Raw genomic sequence first — 24,984 nt, 5'->3', positions numbered from 1 at the left:
GTCGGTGATCAGCTCGCGGTCGCGAGGAGGGAGGGGTCGGCGGCCGGTTCGTCCTCCGCCCGGTGGGACGGGAGGTCCAGGGCCGGGCGCAGCGTGGCGCGCAGCCGTACGGACACCACGGCGACGGCCAGGCAGGCGGCGACCAGCACGGCCATCAGCGGCAGCCCCCGGGCCCAGGGCAGGGTGGCGCCGGCCAGGGCCGGGCCGGCCACCGAGCCGGTGGAGACGGCGACGGACAGCAGGGCGTTGACCCGGCCCCGGACGGCGTCGGTGGCGAGGTCGTTCAGCAGGGCGGTCAGCACGGGGAAGACCAGCGCCTCGCCGACCGAGAGCAGGGCGACCCCGGCCATCGCGGCCGCGAGCGCGCCGCCGCCGTGGCCGAGCCCGGCCACCGCGACCAGCGCCCAGGCGACGGCCCAGCAGGCGCCGCTCAGGGCCACCACGGTGCTGCGCCGCAGCAGTTGGACCTTCTCGCCCAGCAGCACCTGGGCGAGGACGGCGACGACGATGTTCAGCGCGAAGGCGCCGGACAGGCCCTCGGGCCCGATCGCGCCGTGCCCGGTGAGGTAGCCGGGCAGGCCGGAGCGGAACTGGCCGTAGCTGACCAGCGAGCACATCGTCAGGGTGGCCAGCAGCACGCCGAGGTGGCGGGCGCGGAACACCTCGCGGTAGCCGCCGGCCTTGGCCTCGTCCGAACTCCCCTCCTCGGAGCCCGCCTTGGGCAGCAGCAGGCGCAGGGCGCCGGCGGCGACGAGGAAGGTCAGGCCGTCGAGCAGGTACAGGGCGGTGAACCGCCCGGCGCCGCCGCCGGCCGCGACCAGGCCGCCGACCAGCACGCCGAGGCCCGTCATCGCGTTGAAGACGGCGTAGTCGGCGGAGAAGGCCAGCCCGCGCTCGCGGGCCGAGGGCGCCCCCGCGTACAGGAAGCGCAGCACGGTGCCGACGCCGCTGATCCCGAGGCCGTAGACCACGGCCGCGGCCAGGGCGCTCGGCGCGGAGGTGGCGAAGGCGTACAGGGCGGTGCCGAGGCCCGCGATCGTCATCACCAGGAAGACGACGGTGCGCTGGACGAGCCGGTCGAGCAGCGCGCCCCAGGCCAGGCCGCCGACGACGGCGGTGGCGGCCTGGACGGCGAGGGTGACGGCCGGGACCCAGGCGGGCAGGCCGCGGACCTGCTGGAGGTAGATCCACAGGAAGGGCAGGACGAGCCCGCCGCCGAAGGAGTTCACGGCGTTGACGGCGAGCACGGCCCGGGTGCGGGGGGAGAACTCCCGGTAGAGGGCGAGGGGGTTGGACATCACACCGCCTCCAGCACGTACAGCCACGAGTGGGGGGTGCCGAACGGGACGATCTTGCGCGGGCGCAGGTCGGCGGCGGCGAACAGCTCCTCGTACGTCTCCTTGGTGTGCAGCGGGACGCCCATGAGCGCGTGCGCCAGCTCGAAGCCGAGGGAGAAGACGGGCAGCGTGGTGGCGTGCTCGGAGTCCGGGCGCAGCATGGTGTCGCCGAGGACGAAGGTGCGGGCGGCGGGGAAGGCCTCGCGCAGGCGGGTGAAGATCTGCGGGCGGGTGGCCTCGTCGGCGAGCAGGTCGTGCAGCAGGAAGAAGCTCATCACGGTGTCGACCTCGGCGAGGGCCTCGCGGTGCGCCTCGCGGTGGCAGACGTCCAGCACGTCGGTGCGGATCGCCTGGACGCGGTCGGTGAGGCCGGCGTCGGCGATGGTGCGCTGGGCGAGGTCGGTGGCCGGGCCGCTGATGTCCAGGCCCAGGCCGCGGGTGCCCGGGCGCTGGCCGACGACGCGGCTGACGCGGGCGGAGATGCCGGAGCCGAGGTCGGCGATGGTGCCGAAGTCGACCTCGGCGAGGACGTCGTCGAGGGTGCCGGCCATGAAGTTGCGGTCGTTCTGGCCGGAGCCGAGGGCGACCATCGCCTCGTCGCGCAGCACGTCGACGCCGAAGGTGCCCTCGCCGTTGGCCAGCAGGTGGGCGCGGCCGATGATGTCGTGGTAGCCGCCGACACCCCAGGTGAAGTAGCCGCGCATCCGGGCGATCTCCTCGCCGGCCGGGGTGAGGACGACGGTGTCGCCGCCGTTCAGCAGCCGGACCCAGCCGCAGGTGGCGGCGGCGCGCAGCACCTCGCGGATGACGCGCTCGCGGGCGCCCGGGCCGGTGGCGCGGACGAAGGCGGGGACGTCGAGGGCGGAGTCGGCGAGCAGCCGGTCGAAGGCGCCGAGGCGGTCGAGGGCGTTGACGATGCCGGCGGCGACGAAGCCGTTGAACGCCTGGTCCACGCCGACGGGGGCGGGGGCGGCGCCGTGCCAGTCGGCCGGGATCTCCGGGGTGGTCAGGTGGTCCTGGATGACGGTCATCTTCCGTGTCCTTAGGGTGAGTTGAGGTTTCAGGCGGCGACGGGGGCGGGCGCTTCGCAGAGATCGAGCAGTTCGGCGAGCAGCGCCTCGACGGCCTCCGGACCGGCGACGGGCTCGTACGCGGCGAGCGCGAGCGTCCAGGAGGCGCCGTCGGGGGCGGGGTCGAGCACGCAGCGCACCAGTGGGGCGTCGCGCAGGTCGAACGGGGCGGCGGCCACCGCCTCGGCGGTGCGGGCCCCGTCCGGCGGGGTGAGCGGCGCCGGGGCGGGGGCGGTGCGGGCGAACCAGCGGCCGCCCTGCTGGGTGAAGGCGGTGCGCAGCGCGGGGTGGCGCTGCTGAAGGGCGGCGAACGCGGCCTCCACATCGGTGAGTTGCGGCGCGGGGCCGGGGATGACGGCGCCGGCGCGGCTGTTGTGCTCGGCGGAGCTGGAGGAGCGCACCAGGTCGTGGAAGAGCCAGCGTTGCTCGTGCGGGGTGAGCGGGCGCAGGCCTCGGGAGGCCGGGGGCCGCTCCTGGTCGGCGGTGCGGTGGAAGGGGTAGCCGGGCAGGCGCACCCGGCGGCCGGGGCGGCCGAGGGTGGTGTCGACGTCCAGGCCGCGGCGCCAGAGTTCGGCGAGCAGGTGGGCGCCGTCGCCGAGGGGGAGGCGGTCGGTGGCCTCGCCGGTGAGCTCGACGGTGACGGCGTTCCCGTCGGTGGGCTCCCCGGTGGGCGCCTCGGTGGGCCGGGCGCGCAGGGCGTCGGCGAGGGCGGTGCGGCCGAGCAGGGCGTCGGTGGCGAGTGCGCCGGTGCCGGTGCCGTGGATCTCCCGGGGCACGAGGCCCCGGGCGATCAGCCAGGCGGCCAGGCCGTACTGGGCGGCCACGGCCCGTCCGGTGGGCCCGGCGCCGAGGGAGTCGGCGAGGGCCAACGCCTCGGCCACCTGCGGGAGTTCGAGGCCTTCGGCCGGTTCCCGGGTGAGCGCGCCGAGGTGCAGGTCGACGGCCGGGGCCGTGTCCGGGGTTTCGGTGAAGGCCTCGGCGCGCAGGGCGGCGGCGAGGTCGGCGGTGGTGCGGCCGAGGACGGCGTGGCGGGCGGCGAACCGCTCCCGGCCCCGGTGCAGCGTGGCGGCCACGTCGTCCGGGTCGAGGGCGGGGTCGCGCTCCAGCCGGTCGGCGAGGCGGCGGCAGGCCTCCGCGAGGGCGAGGCCGTCGCGGGCGGAGAGGGCGAGCACGCGGGGTGCGTCGTCGGTCATGTCGGTGGTCATGTCGGTGGTCACACCCTTTCCGGGGCGGGCTGGTGACGGCGCACCACCACGTGGGCGTTGGTGCCGCCGACGCCGAAGGAGCTGACGCCGGCCGTACGGGGGAGGCCCTCGGGCCAGGGGCGGCCCTCGGTGAGCAGGGAGAAGCGGTCGCCGTGGCGGGTCAGCTCCTCGATCGGCTCGCTCACGCCCGGGGTCGCGGGCAGGTAGCCGTGGTGGACGGCGAGCACGGCCTTGATCAGGCCGGCGATCCCGGCGGCGGTGTTGCAGTGCCCGATCGAGGCCTTGACGGAGCCGATCGCGACCTGCGGCCCGGTGGTGCCGAGGGCCTCGCCGAGGGCGGTGGCCTCGATGGCGTCGCCCAGGCGGGTGCCGGTGCCGTGCGCCTCCAGGTACCCGAGGTCGGTGCCGGTCAGCCCGGCGGCGGCCAGGGCCTCGCGGATCACGCGGGCCTGGCCCTCCACCCCGGGGGCGGAGTAACCGACCCTGGCCACACCGTCGTTGTTGACGGCGCTGCCGGGGATCACCGCGTACACCGGGTCCCCGTCGCGCTCGGCGTCGGAGAGGCGGCGCAGCAGGACGGCTCCGGCGCCGAAGCCGCCGACGGTGCCGGTGGCCCGGGCGTCGAAGGGCCGGCAGTGGCCGTCCTCGGCGTAGAGGAAGCCGGGGCGGTAGGTGTAGGTGCCGTCGGATTCGGCGAGGGAGACGGCTCCGGCCAGGGCGTAGTCGCTCTCGCCGCGCAGCAGGGAGCGGGCGGCGAGGTGGACGGCGTACAGGCCGGTGGAGCAGGCGGTGTCCAGCAGCAGGGCCTCGCCCCACAGGTCGTGCAGGTAGGCGAAGCGGGAGGCGACGAACGTCGGGTCGGAGTTGACCACGTCGTCGACGCGGGCCTCGCCGTCGTTCTGGACGAAGCGGGGGCAGCCGACGTACAGGCTGGTGCCGTGGGCGATGTCGCCCAGGCGCAGCGAGGCGTCCTCGACGGCGGCCCAGAGCACCTCGTGCAGGACGCCCTGCTGGGGGTCGCCGTGGGCGACGTCCTCGGGGGCGAAGCCGAGCAGGCCGGCGTCGAAGCCGAGGCCGTCGGCCATCAGGCCGAGGCGGCCCACCGTGCGGGTGCCGTCGGGGAGTTCGGTGACGACGGGGCCGTCCTGCTCGGTGAAGCAGTCGCGGCCGGCGCGCAGGTTCTCCCAGTAGGCGGCGAGGTCGGGGGCTCCGGCGAAGCGGGCGCCCATGCCGATGACGGCGATGGCGTCGTCGTCGGCCGTGCGGCGCGTCCTGGCGGGGGCGGTCCTCCGAGGTGACTCGCCTCCGCCGAGGAGGCGGGCTTGGGCGCGCGGGGTGGTGTGGCGCAGCAGGTCGGCGATGCCGGGCCTGGTGCCCGTGGCCCGCTGGAGGCCGTCGCGCAGCTTGACCAGGATCAGCGAGTGGCCGCCGACGTCGAAGAAGTTGCTGTCGGGGCCGAAGGGCCGGCCGTCCAGCAGCTCCTGCCAGACCCGGGTGACGGCGGTGAGGGTGTCGCCGTCCTGCGGCTCCTGCTCGGGCAGGGCGGGGGCGGCGGGCGCCGCCGGGGCGGTGGTGCCCGGGACGGGCAGGCGGCGCCGGTCGATCTTGCCGTTCGGGGTGAGCGGCAGCTCGTCCAGCGGCAGCAGGTGCGAGGGGACGGCGAAACGGGGCAGTACGGCGGCCAGGCGGCCGAGCAACTCCTCGACGGTGCACGGGCGTTCCAGCACCGCGTAGCCGACGATCTCCTTCTCGCCGCGCCCGTTGATCCGGGCGGTGACGAACCCGGCCCGGACCTCGGGCTGGGCGCGCAGCGCGGCCTCGACCTCGCCCAGCTCGACCCGCTGGCTGCGGATCTTCACCTGGTTGTCGGCGCGGCCGATGAACTCCAGCTGGCCGTCCGCCGCCCAGCGCACCCGGTCGCCGGTGCGGTACAGCCGGCCGCCCGGCTCGGCGCCGAACGGGTCCGGGACGAAGCGCTCGGCGGTGCGCAGAGGGTCCCCCAGGTAGCCGCGGGCCACGCCGGCGCCGCCGAGCAGCAGCTCGCCCGGCACGTACGGGGGCGCGGGGGTGAGGGTGCCCTCCAGCACCACGTGCAGCCGGGTGTGCGGCACCGGGCCGCCGATGGGCAGGGTGCGGGCGCCCTCGGGGACCTCCTCGATCGGGTACCAGGAGGAGGTGAAGGAGTTCTCGGTGGGCCCGTAGCTGTGCAGCAGGGTGCCGGGGCGGCACCAGCGCAGCGCCTTGCGGATGTGCGGGACGGAGATCAGCTCGCCGCCGAAGTACACCCGGCGCAGGGACTGCAGGAGGTCCGGCGCGTCCTCGATGATCCGGTTCAGCAGCGGGGTGGTGACCAGCAGCGTGGTGACGGAGAACTCCCGGACGGCCGCCCGCAGTTCGGTGGGGGCGAGGACGAGTTCCTTGTCCAGCACGACGAGCCGGGCGCCGTGGGTCAGTGCGCCCCAGATCTCGTAGGTGGCGCCGTCGAAGTTGAGCGGCGACAGGTGCGAGACGGTGTCGTCCGGGCCCATCGGCACGAACTCGGGGCGGTGCATCATCCGCAGCACGCCGCCGTGGTGGAGCAGTACGCCCTTGGGCTTTCCGGTGGAGCCGGAGGTGTAGAGGACGTTGAACAGGGTGTCCGGGCCGGCCGAGGTGACGGGCGGCGCGGAGGGCAGGCAGCGGGAGGCGCGCAGGGCCTCGGGCAGGGCGTGCACCGGGCGGCCGTCGGCCCGTACGCGCTCCTGCTCGCCGGGCTCGGTGAGCACCAGCGCGGGGCGGGCGTCGTCGAGGACGAGGGCGAGCTGGGCGTCCGGGTAGGCCGGGTCCAGCGGCAGGTAGGCGGCGCCGGCCAGGGCGACGGCGAGCATCGCGGTGACGGTGGGGATGCCGGGGCGCAGCAGCAGGGCGACGAGGTCGTCCGTGCGCACGCCCTGGACGCGCAGCCAGTGTGCCAACCTGCTGGCGTTGTCCGCGAGTTGGCGATAGGTGACGGCCTCGCCGTTGTGCAGGACGGCCAGGGCCTCGGGGGCGCGCTCGGCCTGGGCGAGGACGAGGGCGGGGACGGTGGCCTCCGTCTGCTCCAGGGCGGTGGTGTCGGCGGGCGCGGGGGCGAGGGCGGCCAGCAGGTCGAGGCAGGGCGCGTCGGCGCGGCAGGCGGCGGCGAGCAGTGCGTCCAGCTGGTCGATCATCAGGGCGGCGGTGGCAGGGGTGTACAGCGCGCGGTCGTGGTCGATGCGCAGCAGCAGCTCCTCGCCCGCGCCCTCGTCCGTCTCGACGGCGGCGAGGCCGAGGTCGTACTTGGCGGCGCCGCCCTCCAGGTCCAGCTGACGGATCGTCAACTCGTCCATGGTCCAGGCGCGTCGGCCCGCCGGGTGGTGCAGGAAGACGGTGGCGTAGCCGGGGCCGCCCGCGGGGGCGCCGTGGTCGGCCAGGGCCTCCATCGAGTCGAGCACCTGCTCGCGCAGCAGCGCCGCCTGGGCGTCGAAGCCGCGCTCGGGCCGGTAGTCGCTGCGCACGGGCAGGACCCGGGTGAACAGGCCGACGGCGTGCTCGGAGCCGGGCTCGTCCCGGCCGGCGAAGGGCATGCCGAGCACGCCCTCGGACTCGCCGGACCAGGCGTGCAGCAGCAGGCTCCAGGCGGTGAGCAGCACCGTCGCGCTGGAGGTGTCGGTGCGCACGGCCAGTTCGCGCACGGCGTCCAGGCGCTCGGCGGGCAGCCGGCGCTCGATCCAGCCGGGCTCCCCGGCCGCGCCGCCGTCGGGGCGGACGAGGTCGGGCAGCGGCGCGAGGACGACCGGGTCGTCGCCGATCAGGGCGTCCCAGTGCGCGCAGGGCCCGTCCGCCGGGGCGGTCGGGACGGCGAGGGCCGGCTCGGGCGGGAGGGCGGTGCCGGCCAGGTGGGCGCGGTAGGCGGCGAGCAGGTCCTCGGTGAGGACGCCGATCGAGTCGCCGTCCGCGACGATGTGGTGGACGGTCAGCACCAGCAGGGCGCCGTCCGGGTGGGCGAGCAGGTCGGCGCGCAGCAGCGGGGCGGTGCCCGGGTCGAGCGGACGGTCGGCCGAGGCGGCGCCCTCCCGTAGCGCCGCCTCACGCTCGTACGGGCCGGGGCGGGCGATGACGCCCAGCGGCACCGCCGCGTCCGGCTCGGGCAGTTGGCGCAGCTCGCCGCCGAGGGCCTCGAAGCGGGTGGCCAGGGCGGGGTGGCGGCGCAGCAGGTCGGCCAGCGCGCCGCGCAGGGCGGCCGGGTCGACCGGGCCGTCGAACTCCAGGGCCAGGGGGATGTTGTACCGGCCGGAGTCCGGCTCGACCTGATCGGCGAGCCAGATCTCCAGCTGGGCGACGGACGCGGTCATGCCCGGGCCGTCTCGGTCGCGGCGGCTTCGGTGCCCGTGAGCGCCTCGGCCTGGCCGCGGACGGTCGGGTTCGCGAAGAGCAGCTTGATCGGGACGGGCCGGCCGAGCTCGGTGCGCAGGATCTTGCTGATCCGCAGCGCGGCGCCGGAGTGGCCGCCGACGCGGTTGAAGTTCTCGTCGTCGCCGAAGTCCTGGTGGCCGAGGACGGCGGCCCAGGCGTCGCGGACGGCGCCCAGCGGGGCGGTCGGGCTCGTGGCGGTCATGGTGGGGTGGGTTCCTTCCGCGCGGGTCAGGTCGAGGGGGAGCGGGCGCCAGGGGTTCACCAGGAGGTCCCTCCCACCGGCACGGTCCTGCGGTACGTGGCGTCGACGGAGTCCCACAGCGCGGGGAAGAGCGTGCGCTCGGACATGGCGCGCAGGGCGCTGATGGACTGGCCGCGCAGGCTGGTCGGCATGCCGGGGCACTCGGCCTCGTCGATGCCGTGGCGGGACTCGGGGTGGCCGCCGAGCTGGCTCCACACCATCCGCAGGTGGCGCTGCTTCCAGTAGACGACGGCGCCGTCCAGGCGGAGCATCGCCTTGCGGACCAGGGCGAGTTCGGCCGCCGGGCGCTCCCGCTCGGTGGGCGGCTCGGTGCGGCCCTGCACCTCGATGAGGTCCTCGGCGGTGAGGCCGAGCCGGTGCAGGGCGTCCATGAACTCCTGCCACAGCGGCACCGCGGCGCGGCGCAGGTTGCGGGCGCCGGGGGAGTCCAGGCCGGTGGTGTTCTCCGGGAACGTCGCCCGCATCACCAGCAGGCTGCGCTGCGGCAGGTGCTCGACCAGCAGGGTGAGCACCGTCAGCGGGATGTCGCCGACGTCGGCGGCCCGCTCCAGCACCTGGGCGGCCAGCAGGTGGTCGCCGGTGCGCAGCAGGTCGATGGCGCGGCGCATCTCGAAGTGCATCTCGCACCAGGCGTACTCGGTGATCAGGTGCACGGTCTGGAAGAGCCGCTGGTCGGGGTGGACGAGCTCGGACTCGGGCAGCAGGGCGGACAGGGCGGTGGTGAGCCGGGTGTCCTCCTCGTAGTTGCTGCCGCGGTCGTACTCGTAGACGAGCAGCCGCTCGTCCTCCTCCGGGTTCATGAACTGCCGGGCGGTGCCGGGCCGTCCGGTCGCTGATCGCTTGCTCATCGGTGGGTGTCTCTCCGGTCGGTTCAGGTGCCAGGTCGGTTCAGGTGCCAGGTCGGTTCGGGCGCCAAGTCAGGAAGGCGGCGGGTCTCAGGCGGCGGTGGTCTCGCGGACCAGCGAGGGGAACAGCCGGTTGGCGATGACGGCCTCCAGGTACGGCACGCCGTCCGTGGAGCCCGTACCGGTGCGCTCGCCGATCATGCGGACGGCGAGCCGGTAGTGGGTCTGCTTCCAGCGCTGGTGCACGGACTCCAGCTGCGTCGCGGCGGCCCGTACGGCCGTGGCGTCGGCCTCCTTGATCCAGCCGCTGGCGGCCACGTCGTGCCAGGTGCCCTGCACCGTCTCGCGCCCGTCCAGTGCGGCGGCGCGCACCCGGGGTACGGAGGTGAAGGCGGCGGAGTCCAGGCGGGCCCGCAGCGGGGTGGAGCAGAAGGACTCGAAGGTCTTGTAGCCCTCGGACTGGATGGCGCTGGCGCCGTCCGTGAACTGGCGGAAGATCCGGAAGGACTCCGGCTGCATCGTGGCCAGCAGGGAGAACAGCGGCAGGGACTCCTTGAGCACGTCCGCCACCGCCGCGACGGCCGGGGCCGCCTCGCCGGGCTCCTCGCCGTGCAGCTGGCGCACGGCGGCGGCGAGCGCGCCGGACATGAAGGTGAACGTCGCCTCGAAGCACTGCAGCACCCGCAGGAACAGGTACTCGTCGTGCAGCACGTACACCGGCTGGAGGCTGGCCGACAGCAGTAGGCGCTCGTCCTCGCTGCGGGTGGCCCGTACGGCGTCGGCGAGCGCGCCCGGGCAGGTGCGCCCGGGGGTGGCGGCCACGGTGCCGGGGTCGACGGTGCCCGGGGCGAGCACCCGCAGGGCCGGCGGCTCCATGACGCGGACGGCCAGGCGGCTGCGCTTGTCCAGCACCCGGGCGTCCGGGAGCATCTCGACGGGGTTCTCGGGGCGGCCGTCGAGGGCGTTGCGCTCGAAGTCGACCAGGTCGGCGAGGAGCAGCAGGACGAGCCGGTCGCGGCGGTGGCGCAGCTTGCGCCAGTCGCCGCTCGGCGGGCGGCGCAGCAGCTCCAGGGCGGTGTAGCTGGGGTAGTCGTAGCGGTCGTCGTGCTTGTCGAGGACGACGTCCAGGAAGCGGCCCAGGAAGGTGCCGGCCCCGGCGCCGGTCTCGGCGCTGACCCCGGTGCCGGTCCCGGCGCCGTCGAGGTGGCGGGCGCGGCAGGCGGCCAGGCGCTCCAGCAGGTCGGGGTCGAGGAAGTGCTTGCCCACGGTGCGCAGGTGGGCGAGCAGGGCGGCGTACGGGAAGGTCCGCTCGGTGCCGTCGAGGCACCACTGCGCGAGTTCGTCGTCGAGCGTCGCGGCCCCCCGGGTGGTGGCGCTCACTGCCAGCCGGTGTCGCCGGACACCACGGGGCGCGTCGGACACTCGGGCTCGGGGGCGATGCGCAGGGGTGTGAAGGACATGGGCAACTCGGCTTTCTGGTTCGGGGCATGGCGGCATACCGGCGGTCGCGGGGGTGGGTGCCGATCGGCTGATGCCTGGAACTCTGCTCGCCCGGACGGACCGGGGGCCATCCGTGCCCGTTGTCAGCAAACTGCACGGCAGCAAGTGCGCCCCCGTGCGCGGCCCGCCCGGCCCCGTGGCCTCGGCTTCTCGCGCTGGGTCACCGGCTTGTTACGGTTGGGTGGGGGCCGCCGGGTTCGGGGGAAATCCGCGGGCCCCCTGCCCTACTGGCGAGTTGTGAGCCAGATCACAGTTGCGGGAGGGCTGACGGACGAGTGACGAGGCCATGCGGATAATGGCCCTCGGGTTGTCGCGGCGCAACTTTCGATGTGACGGGGGAAAAGCATGGAAATTCGGCTGCTCGGTCCGCTGGAGATCGTCGACGGCGATCAGCAGCTGTCCATCGGCGGGCCGCGCCAGCAGGTCGTGCTCGCGATGCTGGCGCTGAATGCCAACCGCGTCACGCCGAATGACCAACTCGTCGACGCCGTGTGGGGCGAGTTCCCGCCGGCCACCGCCCGCTCCCAGATCCAGATCTGCATCTCCGCGCTGCGCCGGGTCCTCGTCGACGCCGGCCGGGCCGACCTGATCGTCACCCGCCCCTCCGGATACCTGCTGGCCACCGCCGCCGGCGAGCTGGACCTCGACCGCTTCGCCCGGCTCGGCGAGGCCGCCCGCATGCACGCCGACCAGGGCCGCACCGCCGAGGCCGCCCGGGGCTTCGCCGAGGCGCTCGGCCTGTGGCGCGGCCCCGCCCTGATGGGCATCCCCAGCGACCTGGCCCAGCGCGCCGCGACCGTGCTCAACGAGCAGCGCCTGGCCGTCACCGAGGAGTCCTACCGGCTGGAGCTGGAGCTCGGCCGGCACGACAAGATCATCGGCCCGCTGTTCGAGCTGGTCGCCCGGGAGCCGCTGCGCGAGCGGCTGTACGGCTCGCTGATGCTCGCCCTCTACCGGGCGGGCCGGCAGGCCGACGCCCTGGACGTCTTCCGCCGCATGCGATCCGTCCTGGTCAGCGAGCTGGGGATCGAGCCCGGCCGGGAACTCCAGGAACTCGAAATGGCCATTCTCAATGGCGACCCCCGGCTGGAGGCACCCGTCGGCACGGCTTCCGCGGCGGCCGTACGCTCCGTGGACGTCCAACCGGCGGGCGAGGAGGCGAACCTCCCGACCGCGGAGGCGGCAGTTCCGCCGCCCCACCAATTGCCCACGGACACAGCCGATTTCACGGGCCGTGAGGAACACGTCGAGGAGATTCGCGACTACCTCCAGGCGCCCGTCGCGGAGAACTCCGGAGCCTGCCCCGTGAGGGTCGTGGGCATCACCGGCAAGGGGGGGATCGGAAAGTCCAGCCTCGCCATCCGGGCCGCACACGAATTGCACGCGGTATTCCCCGACGGACAGCTCTACGCCGATCTCCACGGCGCCGGCGGAGACGGTTCCGCGCACGTCCTCGCCCGATTCCTGCGAGCCCTCGGAGTGGCCAGCCACTCGGTGCCCGACGACCTGGAGGAGCGCAAGGCCCTCTACCGCAGCCGCCTCGCCGGGCAGCGGGTGCTCGTCGTGCTCGACGACGTCCCGGACGAGCCGCTGCTGCGCGACCTCATGCCCGGCAGCGGCAGCTGCGCGGTGATCGTCACCAGCCGCTCCCGGCTCAGCGGCCTGCCCGGCATCCGCCGCGTCAACCTCGACCTCTTCACCGAGGACCTCTCCGTCGAACTGCTGTCGCGCATCGCCGGGCGCGAGCGCGTCGCCCGGGAACTGCCCGCCGCCGTCGAACTCGCCAACTTCTGCGCCGGCCTGCCGCTCGCCCTGCGCATCGCCGGCGCCCGGCTCGCCTGCCGCCCGCACTGGCGCATCAACCGGCTCGTCCAGCGGCTGCGCTCCGAAGCCGGTCGCCTCGACGAACTCGCCCACGGCGGCCTGGAACTGCGCTCCAACATCGCCCTCGCCTACCGCGCCCTCGGCCCCGACGCCCAGCGGCTGTTCCGGCTCTTCGCCCTGCCCCGGGCCAGCGACTTCGCCGGCTGGACGGCCGCCGCCCTCCTCGACGTCGACCTGCCCACCGCCGAGGACATCGTCGAGGAACTCGTCGACGCCCAGCTCCTCGACGTCCTCACCTTCCCCGGCGAGGACGCGCCGCGCTACCGCTTCCACGACCTCATCAAGATCTACGCCCGCGAGCGCCTCGCCGAGACCGACCAGGCCGAGGAGGCCGACCGCGCCCTGCGCCGGGTCCTCGCCGCCTGGACGACCCTCGCCGAGGAGTGCCACCGGCGCGAGTACGGCGGCGACTACACCGTCCTGCACGGCACCGGCGAGCGCTGGTACCTGCCCGAGGACGAGCTCGACGACCTGCTCAAGAACCCGATGTCCTGGTGGGAGACCGAGCGCCGCGCCCTCGTCGCCGCCGTCCACCAGGCCGCCGACCTCGAACTCGACGAACTCTGCTGGGACCTCGCCCTCACCTCCGTCACCCTCTTCGAGACCAAGGGCTACTTCGACGACTGGCGCGAGACCTCCGAGGCCGCCCTCGCCCTCGTCGAACGCACGGGCAACACCCGCGGCCTGGCCGCCATGCGCTACTCCCTCGGCACCCTGCACATGTTCCAGAAGCGCCTCGCCGAGGCGGACGGCTGCTTCCTGCCCGCCCTGGAGGCCTTCACCACCGGGGGCGAGCGCCACGGCGCCGCCCTGGTCCTGCGCAACATGGCCTTCGTCGACCGGCTGCGCGGCGACCACGGGGCGATGATGGACAAGTACACCGTCGTCCTCGCCGACCTGCGTGAACTCGGCGACAAGATCGGCGAGGCGCACGTGCTGTGCAGCATCGCCAAGGTCCGCATGGACGCCGCCGAGCACGACACCGCCCGCGAGATGCTCAACTCCGCACTGGCCATCTGCCGCGAGACCGGCTGCCTGCGCGTCGAGGCACAGGTCATCTACCGCCTCGGCGAGCTCTACCTCAAGACCGACACCCTCGAACTCGCCAACCAGGCCTTCAACTGGGTCCTGCGGCTCGTCCGCAAGTCCAACGACCGCATCGGCGAGTCCCACGCCCTCTACGGCCTCGGCCTCGTGCACTGGGGCGAGGGCCGCACCACCCAGGCCGAGGCGGTCTTCCTCCAGGCCGTCACCCTCGCCAAACAGGTCGGCGAACGCACCGTCGAGGCCCAGTCCCTCTACTCCCTCGGCTCCATCGCCCTCGCCGCCGGCAGCCTCCTCGCCGCCCGCACCCAACTCGAGGCCGCCGCCGCCATCTTCGCCGACCTCGGCTCCGCCCTCTGGCACGGCAAGACCCGCTTCGCCCTCGCCGACGTCCACGGCGCCACCGGCGACCCCACCACCGCCCTCGCCGAACTCGCCGCCGCCCAACACCTGCTGGCCGACATCGCCGCCCCCGAGGCCGACCGCCTCAAGGACGAACTCTTCGGCCGCCGCATCATGCTCCGCGGCGAACTGGCCTGAGCCGTTCGGCTCCCGGGCACCCGCTCACCCCGAGCGGGCGCCCGTCGTGCGTCACCCGGCCCGGTAGGCGCGGAGGAACGCTGCGACGCCGGTGTCGATCAGGTGGTCGGTCTCCTCCTGCGGCAGCGGCAGGACCCCGTAGTGCGACAGCTGCACGATCGCGTGCGAGATCAGGGCCGTGAAGTGGGCGGCCGCCGTGGCCGCGTCCCCGTGGACGTCGATCAGCCCGGCGCCGGCGAGGACGGTCATCGCCTCGGCGAGGGCCCGCCCGGTGGGCCGGGGGCCCGCCTCCCGCCAGGCGTCCAGCAGCTCCGGCGGTACGTGGTCGGCCTCGGCGTGGATGTGGCGGACGAGGGCGAAGTGGTCCGGGAAGTCGGCCATCATGCCGACGAGGGCGCGGGCGAGGGCGACGAGATCCCGTTCGAGGTCCTCCGGGCGGGGCGGCCGGCCGGGGTCCACCAGGGCGTGGATCCGGGCGATCTGGGTGTCCCGCACCTCGCCGGAGGTCCAGGTGACGACGGCGCGGAAGAGCTCGGCCTTACCGCCGGGGAAGTGGTTGTACAGGGTGCGCGTCGAGATGTCGGCGGCGGCCGCCAGCGCGTCGACGGAGGCGCGGGTGTAGCCCTCGCGCGCGAAGACCGTGCAGGCCGCGCCGGCCATGGCGCGCCGCTTCGCCAGTTTCCGGGGTGAGACCTCCTCGGGTGCCGCGTCCGCCCCGGTCCGGTTGTCGCCCACTGTGCCCTCCTCCTCATCGATTACAACGGCCGTTGTAATTTCTGCAACCATCGTTGTAGTTTACCGGAGGGGGCCGCACCGGGCGGCCGACCCGCCTCAGGAGGGGGACACCGTCATGCCTGCCACCACCACCCCGGAGACTGGCACCGAGACCGCCGGGAACGCCCCGCTTCGCGTGGCCGTCATTCTCGGCAGCGTCCGCGAAGGCCGCCACGGCCGGGCCGTCACCGACTGGTTCCTCGGCACCGCCGAGGGCGTCCCCGGCCTGGAGCTGGACGTCGTCGACCTCGCCGACGTCCCCCTGCCGCTCGTCATGCCCGGCTGGGGCGGCTCCCCGACCCCGGAGGCCGCCGCCGCCCTCGCGGACGTGTCGCCCCGCCTGGACGCCGCCGACGCCTTCGTCGTCGTCACCCCCGAGTACAACCACAGCTTCCCGGCCGCTCTGAAGAACCTCATCGACTGGCACCGCATCGAGTGGCAGGCCAAGCCGGTCGGCTTCGTCTCGTACGGCGGCCTCGGCGGCGGCCTGCGCGCGGTCGAGCAACTGCGGCTGGTCTTCGCCGAGTTGCACGCCGTCACGGTGCGGGACTCGGTCAGCCTGCACGGCCCGTGGTCCGGCCTCGCCGAGGACGGCACACCGCGCGACGCCGCCGTCTGCGAGGGGGCCGCCAAGGGCATGCTCGGCCAACTCGCCTGGTGGGGGCGGACCTTGCGCTCCGCCCGCGCCACCCGCCCCTACCAGGGCTGAGGCGGCCGGGCCGTGGTCGCCAGCCGATCCCCCGAACAGGCCGAACAGGCCGTCCGAGCCCCGGAGGAACCGCCGCCGGGCCTCTCCGCCGGGCTCAACCGCACCCTCGCCGTCGTCATCACCGGCTCGGTCATGTCCGTCCTCGACATGACGATCGTCAACGTCGCGCTGCGCAGCCTCTCCGAGGAGCTCCACGCCCCGCTGACGACCGTCCAGTGGACGGCCACCGCCTACACCCTCGCGCTCGCCGCCGTCATCCCCACCGCCGCCTGGGCGATGGGCCGCTTCGGGGCCAAGCGCACCTACCTGACTGCTCTCACCCTCTTCATCCTCGGCTCCCTCCTCGCCGCGTGCGCCTGGGACGCAGGCAGCCTCATCGCCTTCCGGGCCGTCCAGGGGCTCGGCGGCGGCCTGCTCACCCCGGTCGGCATGGCGATGGTGATGCGCATCGCCGACCGGGCCCGCCTCGGTCGGGCGATGGCCCTGCTCGGACTGCCCGTCCTGGCGGGCCCGGTGATCGGCCCCGCCCTCGGCGGCTGGCTGCTCGACACCGCCTCCTGGCACTGGATCTTCCTCGTCAACCTGCCCGTCGGCGCGGTGGCCCTCCTCCTCGCCGCCAGGCTGCTCCGGCCCGACCCGCCGCGGCCTACGGCCCCCGCGCCGCCCAGGCTCGACGTCCCCGGCCTGCTGCTGCTCTCCCCAGGCCTCGCCCTGCTGCTCTTCGGCCTGGCCCGCGGCGGAGAACAGGGCGACTTCACCGCCCCCGGCACCCTCCTGCCCGCCCTCGCCGGCGCCACCCTCGCGGCCGCCTTCGTCCGCCGGGCCCTGACGGCCGCCGACCCGCTGCTCGACCTGCGCCTGCTGCGCCACCGCTCCTTCGCCGCCGGCGCGGGCACCCTGGCCCTCTTCATCAGCGGGTACTTCGGATCGATGCTGCTCGCCCCGATGTACTGGCAGCAGGCCCGCGGCCTGAGCGCCACGGCGGCCGGACTCCTCGGCGCCCCGGTCGGCCTGGCGGTCGGCGTCACCATGCAGATCGCCTCCCGCCGCGTCGACCGCGCCTCGCCGCGACGCCTGATCCGGTTCGGCATCGTGCTCGGGTCCCTCGGCATGGCCCTGACGGCCCTCCAGGTCGGGACGGACGGCGTGCCCGCCTGGCGGGTCGTCGCCGCGGCGATGCTGATGGGCGTCGGCGCGGGCATCACCCTGATGCCGACGATGACCACCGCCACCCGCCACCTCCCCGCCGACCGCCTGGCCGCGGCGAGCACCGCCCTGAGCATCAACTCCCAGATCTGCGCCTCCGCGGGCACGGCCCTCCTCTCCGTCCTCCTCACCACCTGCGGCACCACCCCCACCGGCTTCCGCCTCACCTACGCCCTCGCCGCCACCCTCCTCGCCCTCGCCCTGATCCCCGCCTCCGCCCTCCCCTCCCGCCGCCCCTGACCCCGCCCGGCGTCACCCCGGCCGCGTCACCGCCTCCGGTGACGCGGCCCGCTGCTTCAGGGCGCGGGGCGCTTCCTGGGCGCGACCGGCGACGGCCCTCGCCGAATCCGCCGTCGCGCAACACCTGCTGTTCGCCGTCGTCCAGGTGCGGGGTGAAGGTCTCGCGGACGCGGACGGGTGGGTGGTGGCGTGGGGGCTCGCCGTGGACGGTGGGCCGGTGCACGTGATCGGTGTGGACGGGCGCCTGCGGATGACCCTTGCCTCGCCCGAGCGGGCCATCCGCTACTTCGGTCGGCAGCCGGGGGTCACCGCGCGGTTGGTGTGGCTCGGGCGGCCGGACGGTGCTGTGTTGGAGCGGGTCGAAGCTGCCTGAGGCCGACGGCTATCGGGGCGCCATCGGATCGCTATTGGTCCTCACTCCTCCCGCTCGATAGGCCCCGGATAGGTGGCCCGGCCATGGTGTGTCCTGCGGAGGGAACCGGCACATGGCGAGAGGGAGGGCACGTCCGATGGGCTACGCGACGGTGGAGATCGACGAGCGCGACTGTCTCGTCGCCTTCGGCGACGCGGATCTGGTGGCACTGGCTTCGGAGGCGCTGCGTCGCAGCGTTCTGGGAGCGGAGAGCCCGGATCTGCGGCGCGGGAGTCGGCTGACTCCGGCGGAACGGCCGGACCGGGTGATGCTGCAGGACGAGCGGGTGGGCGGGGTGTGTGTGCTGCCCCGGACGGTTCTGCGGTCGCTCGCGGTGGCTGCCCTGACGGCGCTGGCGGCGAGGGAGTTGCTGGCCGCGCGGGTGGCGACGGCGACGGTGATCGGGACCGGGGCTCCGGTGGCCGGGCTGCTGACGGCGCTGGTGAACCACGTGGTCAACCTCGGGGAGGTGGCCCTGTGGCCCGGGGAGGGTGAACAGGGCTGGCCGACACCGAAGTTGGCGGCGCACGCGGCCGAGCGGGGGCTGATGCTCTCCCGGCCGGTCGAGCTGGACCGGGCGTTGCTCGGGACGGATCTGGTCGTGCTGGCTCCCGGGGTCGACGAGGCCGTGCACCGGCAGGTCGACCTGGGGATGCTGGCGCGCGGCGCCGTCGTGGTGAACGCCACCGGGCACGCTCCGACGGAGGAGTTGACGCGGGCGGTCGGCCGGGTGATCACGGACGTTCCGCGTCCGGTCGCCGTCGCCGAGACCGTGCGGGTCGGCCGGGCCTCGCGGCCCGCGCCGGAGCCGGTGGCGCTCGGGGAGTTGCTGCGCCGGCCGCGTGCCGGGTGGGAGTTCGCGGGGGAGAGCGTGCTGGTCGACCTCCAGGGGGTGCCCGGGCTGGAGGTGGCGCTGGCCAGCCGGCTGTACGAGATCGCGTTGGTCCGAGGACTGGGTGTCGTCCGGCACGGGCTGCTCGGTCCGGAGGGAGGACAGCAGTGCGCACTGAACTGACCACCAGGACCTGCGTCGCGGTTGGCTGCGGCCGCGACCCCGAGGGCGGCGAGCCGCAGCCCCGCCCCGCCGATCCGGGCTCGCTGCTGTGCCGCCCCTGCCGGAACGGGGTGCACCACCGGCTCGGCCGGCTGCCCCAGCTGTACCGGGCGAGCGACGGACTGCTGAACGCCCAGTCGAAGCAGGTGGAGCGGGTTTCCGGCGGACGCAACATCGGAATTCCGCTGAACAGCGGTGCCGTCGAGGCCCGGGCGAATGTCCGGGGATTCCTGGCGGCCTGGGCACAATTGGTCGTCGACGAGCGGAGCGTTTCCGCTCCGGACCGTACGGTGCCCGCGATGGCGGAATTCCTGCTGCGTCACCGGAACTGGATCGACCGGCATCCGGCGGTCGGTGAATTCGCCAACGAGCTGTTCCGCGCGTTCTCCCGGATACAGCGCCTGGAAACCGCCGTACCGATCCGCCGCATCACCGTCTCACGCTGCCCGGAGGACGGCTGCCCGGGCGAGCTCGAAGCCGTGCTGCGCCCGCAGGACTCGCGCGCCGGCTCGCTGATCCGCTGCACCCACACCAAGGAGCACACATGGCCAACGGAACGATGGAGCAGCTTGCGCCCGCCGAGGAGGGCTTCAGCGTCTCTGACATCGTGACGCTCTGGAAGGTCCCCAGCGGCACCGTCTACTGGCTCGCGAACAAGCACTCCTGGCGCCGCTACAAGGTCTGCGGGCGCGTCCACTACCACCCGCAGGATGTTCTCGACACTCTCGGGTGAGAATACATAAAACCTCTTGCCGGTCGTTTCCGAAGGAATTCGGAGATGGTCGGCCAGAGGTGTTTCCGGAATCCTTCGAGATTCCCCGAAAAATTCGCGCTTGACAAATTCCGGCCGAGCCAAGAAGCTGTTTCCAGGGTTGGTGAAGTGTGCCCAACCGGGGCTCCGGAACTTCTTTTCGAGCCGAGCGATCCGCTTCCGCGTCGATCGCAGATCGCATCTTTCGCTTCCTTGTCCAAGGAGTGGCATGACCGTCTTCATGTTCCCCGGCCTCGGTGACCATTACCTCGACATGGGCCGGGACCTCTACCGCGACCACCCGGTGTTCCGCACCGAGCTGGACCGCTGCGCCGAGCTGCTGGAGCCCGAGCTCGGGCTCGATCTTCGGAGCGTCCTCTTCAGCGAGGAGGCCTCCAGAGACGAGGCCCCCGAGCTCGACCTGCGCCGGATGCTCGGCCGGGGCGAGCCCGAGGAGAGTGAGCAGGAGCGCCGCCTGAACCGTACGGAGGTGGCTCAGCCGGCGCTGTTCGCCGTCGAGTACGCGCTCGCCAAGCTGTGGGCCTCCTGGGGCGTCGAGCCCGAGGCGATGATCGGGTACAGCCTGGGCGAGTACGTGGCCGCCTGTCTGGCCGGGGTGCTGTCCCTGGAGGACTCGCTCACGCTCGTCGCCCGCCGCGCCAAGCTGATCGAGGCGGCGCCGACCGGCCGGATGCTCGCCGTGATGCTGTCCGAGGAGAAGCTGGGCGGCCTGCTGGGCGAGCGGCTGTCGCTGTCGGCCGTCAACGGCCCCGAGTTCTGCGTGGTCGCCGGCCCCGCCGAGGACGTCGAGGCGCTGCAGGAGCGCCTGCGCGGCGAGGGCGTGGTCGTGCGCCCCGTCCGCTCGACCCACGCCTTCCACTCGGCGATGATGCGCCCGCTGGTCGAGCAGGTCACGGCGCTGGCCGAGGGCCTGACGCTGAGCGCGCCGAGGATCCCGTACGTCTCCAACGTGACGGGCACCTGGATCACCGACGCCCAGGCCACCGACCCCGGCTACTGGGCGCAGCACCTCATCAGCCCGGTCCGGTTCGCGGACGGGCTGCGCGAGTTCGGAGCGGAGAGGACCCTGCTGGAGGCGGGCCCGGGCCAGACGCTCAGCAGCCTGGCCACCGGCGCCCGGGGCAGCGGCGCCGGCGTGGTCGCCTCGATGCGGCACCCGCTGGAGAGCCGTGACGACACCGAGGTGCTGCGGGAGGCGCTCGCGAAGTTGAACGGCGAGAAGGCCGGAAACAACGACGCCGAACTGACCGGCACCGAGCGCACGCTGGCCGAGCTGTGGGTCAAGCTGCTGCCCGTCGACGAGATCCCCGTCGACGTCAGCTTCTTCGAGGTCGGCGGCAACTCGCTGCTCGCCACCCGCCTGCTGCTGCGCGTGACCCGCGCCTTCGGCGTGGAGCTGACGCTGCGTCAGGTGTACGAGACCCCGACCGTCGCCAAGATGGCCGCCGTCATCGACGCGCTGCGCAGCGGCGAGGAGGTGTCGACCGAGGCGGCGACCTCGGAGACGGGCAGCGCCGAGCGCCCGCGCTTCCAACTGCCGAACGGCCTCTGGATCACGCACCAGAACGAGTCGGAGACCAAGCACTTCTACGAGGACATCTTCGACCACCGCACCTACGCCAAGCACGGCATCACCATCGAGGACGGCGCCACCGTCGTCGACGTGGGCGGCAACATCGGCCTGTTCACGCTGTTCGCGCACTACGAGGCCAAGGACGTGAAGGTCTACACCTTCGAGCCGGCCCCGCCGATGTTCGAGCTGCTCGGCCGCAACGTCGCCGACCACGGCGTGAACGCCACCCTGATCCACGCGGGCGCCTCCGACGCCGAGGGCACCGCCGAGTTCACCTTCTACCCGCGCTCCTCGGGCATGTCCTCCTTCCACCCGGACGAGGCGGAGGAGAAGCACAACCTGCGCACGATCATCGCCAACCAGCGCGAGGCGGGCGAGGCGGAGGCGGTCGAGGAGATCGACCAGCTGGCCGCGTACGCCGAGGAGTTGATGGACGTCCGCTTCGAGGCGATCCCGTTCACGGCGACGCTGCGTCCGCTGAGCGCGGTGATCCGCGAGCAGGGCATCGAGCGGATCGACCTGATCAAGATCGACGTGCAGAAGAGCGAGCAGCAGGTCATCGACGGCATCGCCGACGAGGACTGGCCGAAGATCCGGCAGATGGTGCTGGAGGCGCACGACGGCGACGGCCGCGTGGCCCGGCTGACGGAGCTGCTGGCCGGCCACGGCTTCAGCGTGCTCGCCGAGCAGGACGAGCTGTACCGAGGCACCGACATCTTCAACATCTACGCCACGCGTGGCGAAGCCAAGTAGGGGGACCGGGCATGGAATTCGCAACCGTCGGCGTCGTCGGCGCCGGAGTCATGGGTGTCGGTGTCGCGCAGAACCTGGCGCAGACGGGCCACCGGGTGGTCCTGGTGGACGTCTCCGAGGACGTCCTGGCGCGGGCGCAGTCCGAACTGCGCACCAGCCTGCGGGCGTTCCGGCTGCTCAACCCGGGCAGCGCGGTGGACGTGGCCGAGGTGATGGGCCGCATCGAGTTCACCCTGGACTACGAGCGCCTCGCCGCCGCGGACTTCGTGGTGGAGAACACCACCGAGGACTGGGGCATCAAGGAGGAGGTGTACCGCCGCCTCGACGCGATCTGCCGCCCCGAGGTGGTGTTCGCGGTGAACACCTCGGCGATCTCGATCACCCGGGTCGGCTCCGTGACGGGCCGCCCGCGGCAGGTCGTCGGCATGCACTTCATGAACCCGGTGCCGATGAAGCCGATGGTCGAGGTCATCCGCGGCTACCACACCACGCCGGAGACGATCGAGGCCGCGCGCCGCTTCCTGGCCGGCATGGGCAAGGACTGCATCGTCGTCGAGGACGTGCCGGGCTTTGTCTCCAACCGCGTGCTGATGCTGACGGTCAACGAAGCCGTCTTCCTCGTCCAGGACGGCGTCGCGAGCGCCGAGGACATCGACCGGATCTTCCGCACCTGCTTCGACCACAAGATGGGCCCGCTGGCCACCGCCGACCTGATCGGCCTGGACACCATCCTCAAGTCCGTCGAGGTGCTCTACGAGAGCTTCAACGACGACAAGTACCGGCCCGCGCCCCTGCTCAAGAAGATGGTCGCCGCGGGCCTGCTCGGCCGTAAGAGCGGCCAGGGCTTCCACAGCTACCACTGACCGAACCCCCACACAGGACAGGACCCGCAACCATGGCCACCGACGCCAAGGCCCGGATCGCCCACTACCTCTCCGGCTTCTTCCCGGTGACGGACCTCAAGGACGACGACGACCTCTTCAAGCTGGGCTTCGTCAGCTCGATGTTCGCGATGCAGCTGGTCACCTTCGTCGAGCACGAGTTCGGCGTGACCGTCGAGAACGAGGACCTGGAGCTCGACAACTTCCGCTCGATCGGCGCCCTGGAGGCGTTCGTCGGCCGCAAGCTGGCTGTCGTCCCGGCCTCGTGAGCAGCGCCGGATTCCTGACGCGGAGTCAGAAAGAGGCGCTGGAGGAGTTCCGGGCCTTCGCCGACGCCGAGATCGCCCCGCACGCGGAGGAGTTCCACCGCGAGCAGAACACCCCGCCCGCCGTGATCAAGGCCCTGGCCGACACCGGCTGGATGGGCCTGGCGATCCCCGCCGAGTACGGCGGCCAGGGCCGGGACGCCGTCCAACTCGGCCTGCTGGCGGGGGAGCTGGGCCGCGCCTGCTCCTCCGTGCGCAGCCTGCTCACCGTCCACACCATGGTGGCCCACGCCATCGGCCGCTGGGGCAGCCGGGAGCAGCGCGAGCGCTGGCTGCCCCGGCTGGCCACCGGCGAGGTGACGGCCGCGCTGGCCGTCTCCGAGCCGGGGGCCGGCAGCGACGCCGCCGCCGTCACCACCGCCCTGACCCGGACGGAGAACGGCTGGCGGCTGGACGGCCACAAGCGCTGGATCACCTACGGCGAGACGGCCGACCTGTTCCTGGTGGTCGGCCGCACCGCCGAGGGCCCCACCGCCGTGCTCGTCGAGCGCGGCACCCCGGGCCTGCGCACCGGCCTGATCACCGGGCTGATCGGCATCCGCGCCTCGATGACCGCCGACGTGTGGTTCGACGGCTGCGAGGTGCCCGCCGACCACCTGCTCGGCCGCCCCGGCCTAGGCGTCTCGCACGTGGCCGGGGCCGCCCTCGACCTCGGCCGCTACACCGTCGCCTGGGGCGCGGTGGGCATCCTCGACGCCGCCCTCGCCGCGAGCGTCGACTACGCGGAGCGGCGCGAGACCTTCGGGGCGCCGATCCGGGACCACCAACTGGTCCGCCGCATGATCAGCGCGATGTACGCGGACCGGCAGGCCGCCAGGCTGCTCTGCCTGGAAGCGGGCCGGCTGCGCGACGCCCGCGACCCGGGGGCGCTGGCCGCCGCCTCCACCGCCAAGTACTTCGCCGCCACCGCCGCCGTCCGCGCCGCCTCCGACGCGGTGCAGATCCACGGCGCCAACGGCTGCGGCCCGGACTACCCCGTCCAGCGGCTGCTCGGCGACGCCCGGGTCATGGAGGTCATCGAGGGCAGCACCCAGCTCCACCAGGTGGGCCTGGCCGAGTACGCGTTCCAGGAGTCCGCCCGGGCCCGCCGCCCGGTCCGGGCCGAACGAGGGAGAGACCGATGACGGTGAAATGCGTGGTGTGGGACCTCGACGACACCCTGTGGGACGGGGTGCTGCTGGAGGACGGCGAGGTGCGGCCCCGCGAGGCCGTGCTGGAGGCGATCCGCACCCTCGACGAGCGCGGCATCCTGCACTCGGTCGCCAGCCGCAACGACCACGACACCGCGATGGCCAAGCTGGCCGAACTCGGCCTCGCCGACTACTTCCTGCACCCGCAGATCGGCTGGGGCAGCAAGTCCGAGGCCGTCGCGGAGATCGCCCGCCGGCTCAACATCGGCATCGACACGCTGGCCTTCGTCGACGACCAGCCCTTCGAGCGGGACGAAGTCGCCTTCGCCCACCCGCAGGTGCTGTGCGTGGACGCCGCCGAGGCCGCGTCGATCACCGAACTGCCGCGGATGAACCCGCGGTTCGTCACCGCCGACTCCCGCGCCCGGCGCGGGCTGTACCGGGCCGACGAGCAGCGCAAGCAGGCCGAGGAGGGCCACCGGGGCACCTCGGAGGAGTTCCTCGCCAAGCTGGCGATGCGCTTCACCATCGCGCCCGCGCAGGAGGAGGACCTCCAGCGGGCCGAGGAGCTGACCGTCCGCACCAACCAGCTCAACGCGACCGGGTACACCTACTCCTACGAGGAGTTGGACGCCTTCCGTACCTCGCCCGACCACGATCTGCTGGTCGCCGAGCTGGAGGACGTGTACGGCGGCTACGGCACCATCGGCCTCGCCCTCGTCGAGCGCGGCGCCGGGGTCTGGACGGTCAAGCTGCTGCTGATGTCCTGCCGGGTGATGGCCCGCGGTGTCGGCGCCGTCCTGCTCAACCACCTGATCCGGAAGGCGAGTTCGGCGGGGGTTCGGCTGCGCGCCGAGTTCGTCCCGACCGACCGCAACCGGACGATGTACATCACCTACAAGTTCTCCGGGTTCCGCGAGCCGGAGCGGGCGGAACAGCTGGATCGGCCCGACGGCGTGTCCGTGCTGGAGAACGACTTCTCGCGGGTCCAGGACGACCCGCCGTACATGACGGTCCTCGCGAAGGACTGACGCCGCCCCGGGACGACGAGACG

The 24,984-nt window shown here is 73.5% G+C and carries 19 protein-coding genes; 11 read left to right on the top strand and 8 right to left on the bottom strand.

Annotated features, from left to right (window positions below):
- Positions 1-8: 8 nt before the first annotated feature.
- From ACIRRS_RS16695 to ACIRRS_RS16665, 7 genes are all read right to left on the bottom strand, one after another.
- Positions 9-1,298 (bottom strand): MFS transporter, encoded by a 1,290-nt coding sequence (locus ACIRRS_RS16695; protein WP_402970950.1) that lies wholly within the window; start codon positions 1,296-1,298, stop codon positions 9-11.
- Positions 1,298-2,368 (bottom strand): SAM-dependent methyltransferase, encoded by a 1,071-nt coding sequence (locus ACIRRS_RS16690; RefSeq protein WP_402970948.1) that lies wholly within the window; start codon positions 2,366-2,368, stop codon positions 1,298-1,300. The genes ACIRRS_RS16695 and ACIRRS_RS16690 overlap by 1 nt, the downstream gene beginning before the upstream one ends.
- A 29-nt stretch (positions 2,369-2,397) precedes the next feature.
- Positions 2,398-3,612 carry a hypothetical protein gene (locus tag ACIRRS_RS16685; RefSeq protein WP_402970945.1) on the bottom strand — a complete coding sequence of 405 codons (1,215 nt, stop codon included), beginning with the start codon at positions 3,610-3,612 and terminating at the stop codon, positions 2,398-2,400.
- A gap of 8 nt (positions 3,613-3,620) precedes the next feature.
- Positions 3,621-7,964 carry an amino acid adenylation domain-containing protein gene (locus tag ACIRRS_RS16680; RefSeq protein WP_402970943.1) on the bottom strand — a complete coding sequence of 1,448 codons (4,344 nt, stop codon included), beginning with the start codon at positions 7,962-7,964 and terminating at the stop codon, positions 3,621-3,623.
- Positions 7,961-8,227, bottom strand: a complete 267-nt coding sequence (locus tag ACIRRS_RS16675; RefSeq protein ID WP_402970940.1) for an acyl carrier protein — start codon at positions 8,225-8,227, stop codon at positions 7,961-7,963. Before ACIRRS_RS16675 ends, ACIRRS_RS16680 begins: the two co-directional genes overlap by 4 nt.
- A 56-nt stretch (positions 8,228-8,283) precedes the next feature.
- The gene (locus ACIRRS_RS16670) at positions 8,284-9,135 is read right to left on the bottom strand and encodes a hypothetical protein (RefSeq protein ID WP_402970937.1); all 852 of its coding nucleotides are present in this window, start codon (positions 9,133-9,135) and stop codon (positions 8,284-8,286) included.
- A gap of 87 nt (positions 9,136-9,222) precedes the next feature.
- Positions 9,223-10,512: a tryptophan 2,3-dioxygenase gene (locus ACIRRS_RS16665; RefSeq protein WP_402970934.1), complete on the bottom strand. Its 1,290-nt coding sequence runs from the start codon at positions 10,510-10,512 to the stop codon at positions 9,223-9,225.
- 465 nt (positions 10,513-10,977) lie between these two features.
- Between ACIRRS_RS16665 and ACIRRS_RS16660 the strand changes: the two genes are divergently transcribed.
- Entirely contained in the window at positions 10,978-14,100 is a 3,123-nt protein-coding gene (locus ACIRRS_RS16660; protein ID WP_402970932.1) for a BTAD domain-containing putative transcriptional regulator, read from the top strand.
- Between the two features lie 51 nt (positions 14,101-14,151).
- Here the strand turns inward: ACIRRS_RS16660 and ACIRRS_RS16655 are convergent, their stop codons facing one another.
- Positions 14,152-14,835, bottom strand: coding sequence for a TetR/AcrR family transcriptional regulator (locus ACIRRS_RS16655; protein WP_402970929.1), 684 nt, complete (start codon positions 14,833-14,835; stop codon positions 14,152-14,154).
- Between the two features lie 115 nt (positions 14,836-14,950).
- Between ACIRRS_RS16655 and ACIRRS_RS16650 the strand changes: the two genes are divergently transcribed.
- From ACIRRS_RS16650 to ACIRRS_RS16605, 10 genes are all read left to right on the top strand, one after another.
- Positions 14,951-15,583 carry an NADPH-dependent FMN reductase gene (locus tag ACIRRS_RS16650; RefSeq protein ID WP_402970926.1) on the top strand — a complete coding sequence of 211 codons (633 nt, stop codon included), beginning with the start codon at positions 14,951-14,953 and terminating at the stop codon, positions 15,581-15,583.
- 12 nt (positions 15,584-15,595) lie between these two features.
- Positions 15,596-17,029: a DHA2 family efflux MFS transporter permease subunit gene (locus ACIRRS_RS16645; RefSeq protein ID WP_402970923.1), complete on the top strand. Its 1,434-nt coding sequence runs from the start codon at positions 15,596-15,598 to the stop codon at positions 17,027-17,029.
- A gap of 509 nt (positions 17,030-17,538) precedes the next feature.
- A complete protein-coding gene (locus tag ACIRRS_RS16640) occupies positions 17,539-18,456 on the top strand; it encodes a hypothetical protein (protein WP_402970920.1) in 918 nt (305 codons plus the stop codon).
- Positions 18,441-19,106, top strand: coding sequence for a hypothetical protein (locus ACIRRS_RS16635; protein WP_402970917.1), 666 nt, complete (start codon positions 18,441-18,443; stop codon positions 19,104-19,106). Before ACIRRS_RS16640 ends, ACIRRS_RS16635 begins: the two co-directional genes overlap by 16 nt.
- Positions 19,103-19,228, top strand: a complete 126-nt coding sequence (locus tag ACIRRS_RS16630) for a hypothetical protein (protein WP_267884074.1) — start codon at positions 19,103-19,105, stop codon at positions 19,226-19,228. Before ACIRRS_RS16635 ends, ACIRRS_RS16630 begins: the two co-directional genes overlap by 4 nt.
- 247 nt (positions 19,229-19,475) lie before the next feature.
- Entirely contained in the window at positions 19,476-21,593 is a 2,118-nt protein-coding gene (locus ACIRRS_RS16625) for an FkbM family methyltransferase (RefSeq protein ID WP_402970914.1), read from the top strand.
- Positions 21,594-21,604: 11 nt separating this feature from the next.
- Positions 21,605-22,456 carry a 3-hydroxyacyl-CoA dehydrogenase family protein gene (locus tag ACIRRS_RS16620; RefSeq protein ID WP_402970911.1) on the top strand — a complete coding sequence of 284 codons (852 nt, stop codon included), beginning with the start codon at positions 21,605-21,607 and terminating at the stop codon, positions 22,454-22,456.
- A gap of 32 nt (positions 22,457-22,488) precedes the next feature.
- On the top strand, positions 22,489-22,743 hold the full coding sequence (locus ACIRRS_RS16615) for an acyl carrier protein (protein WP_402970908.1): 255 nt from the start codon (positions 22,489-22,491) through the stop codon (positions 22,741-22,743).
- On the top strand, positions 22,740-23,924 hold the full coding sequence (locus tag ACIRRS_RS16610; RefSeq protein WP_402970905.1) for an acyl-CoA dehydrogenase family protein: 1,185 nt from the start codon (positions 22,740-22,742) through the stop codon (positions 23,922-23,924). The genes ACIRRS_RS16615 and ACIRRS_RS16610 overlap by 4 nt, the downstream gene beginning before the upstream one ends.
- Positions 23,921-24,961 (top strand): HAD-IIIC family phosphatase, encoded by a 1,041-nt coding sequence (locus ACIRRS_RS16605; protein WP_402970902.1) that lies wholly within the window; start codon positions 23,921-23,923, stop codon positions 24,959-24,961. The genes ACIRRS_RS16610 and ACIRRS_RS16605 overlap by 4 nt, the downstream gene beginning before the upstream one ends.
- Positions 24,962-24,984 lie beyond the last annotated feature (23 nt).

This window comes from Kitasatospora sp. NPDC101183 (assembly GCF_044767945.1).
Classification (GTDB): Bacteria; Actinomycetota; Actinomycetes; order Streptomycetales; family Streptomycetaceae; genus Kitasatospora.
Note: the sequence above shows the minus strand (reverse complement) of the source record. Positions and strands in the feature narration are given on the sequence as shown.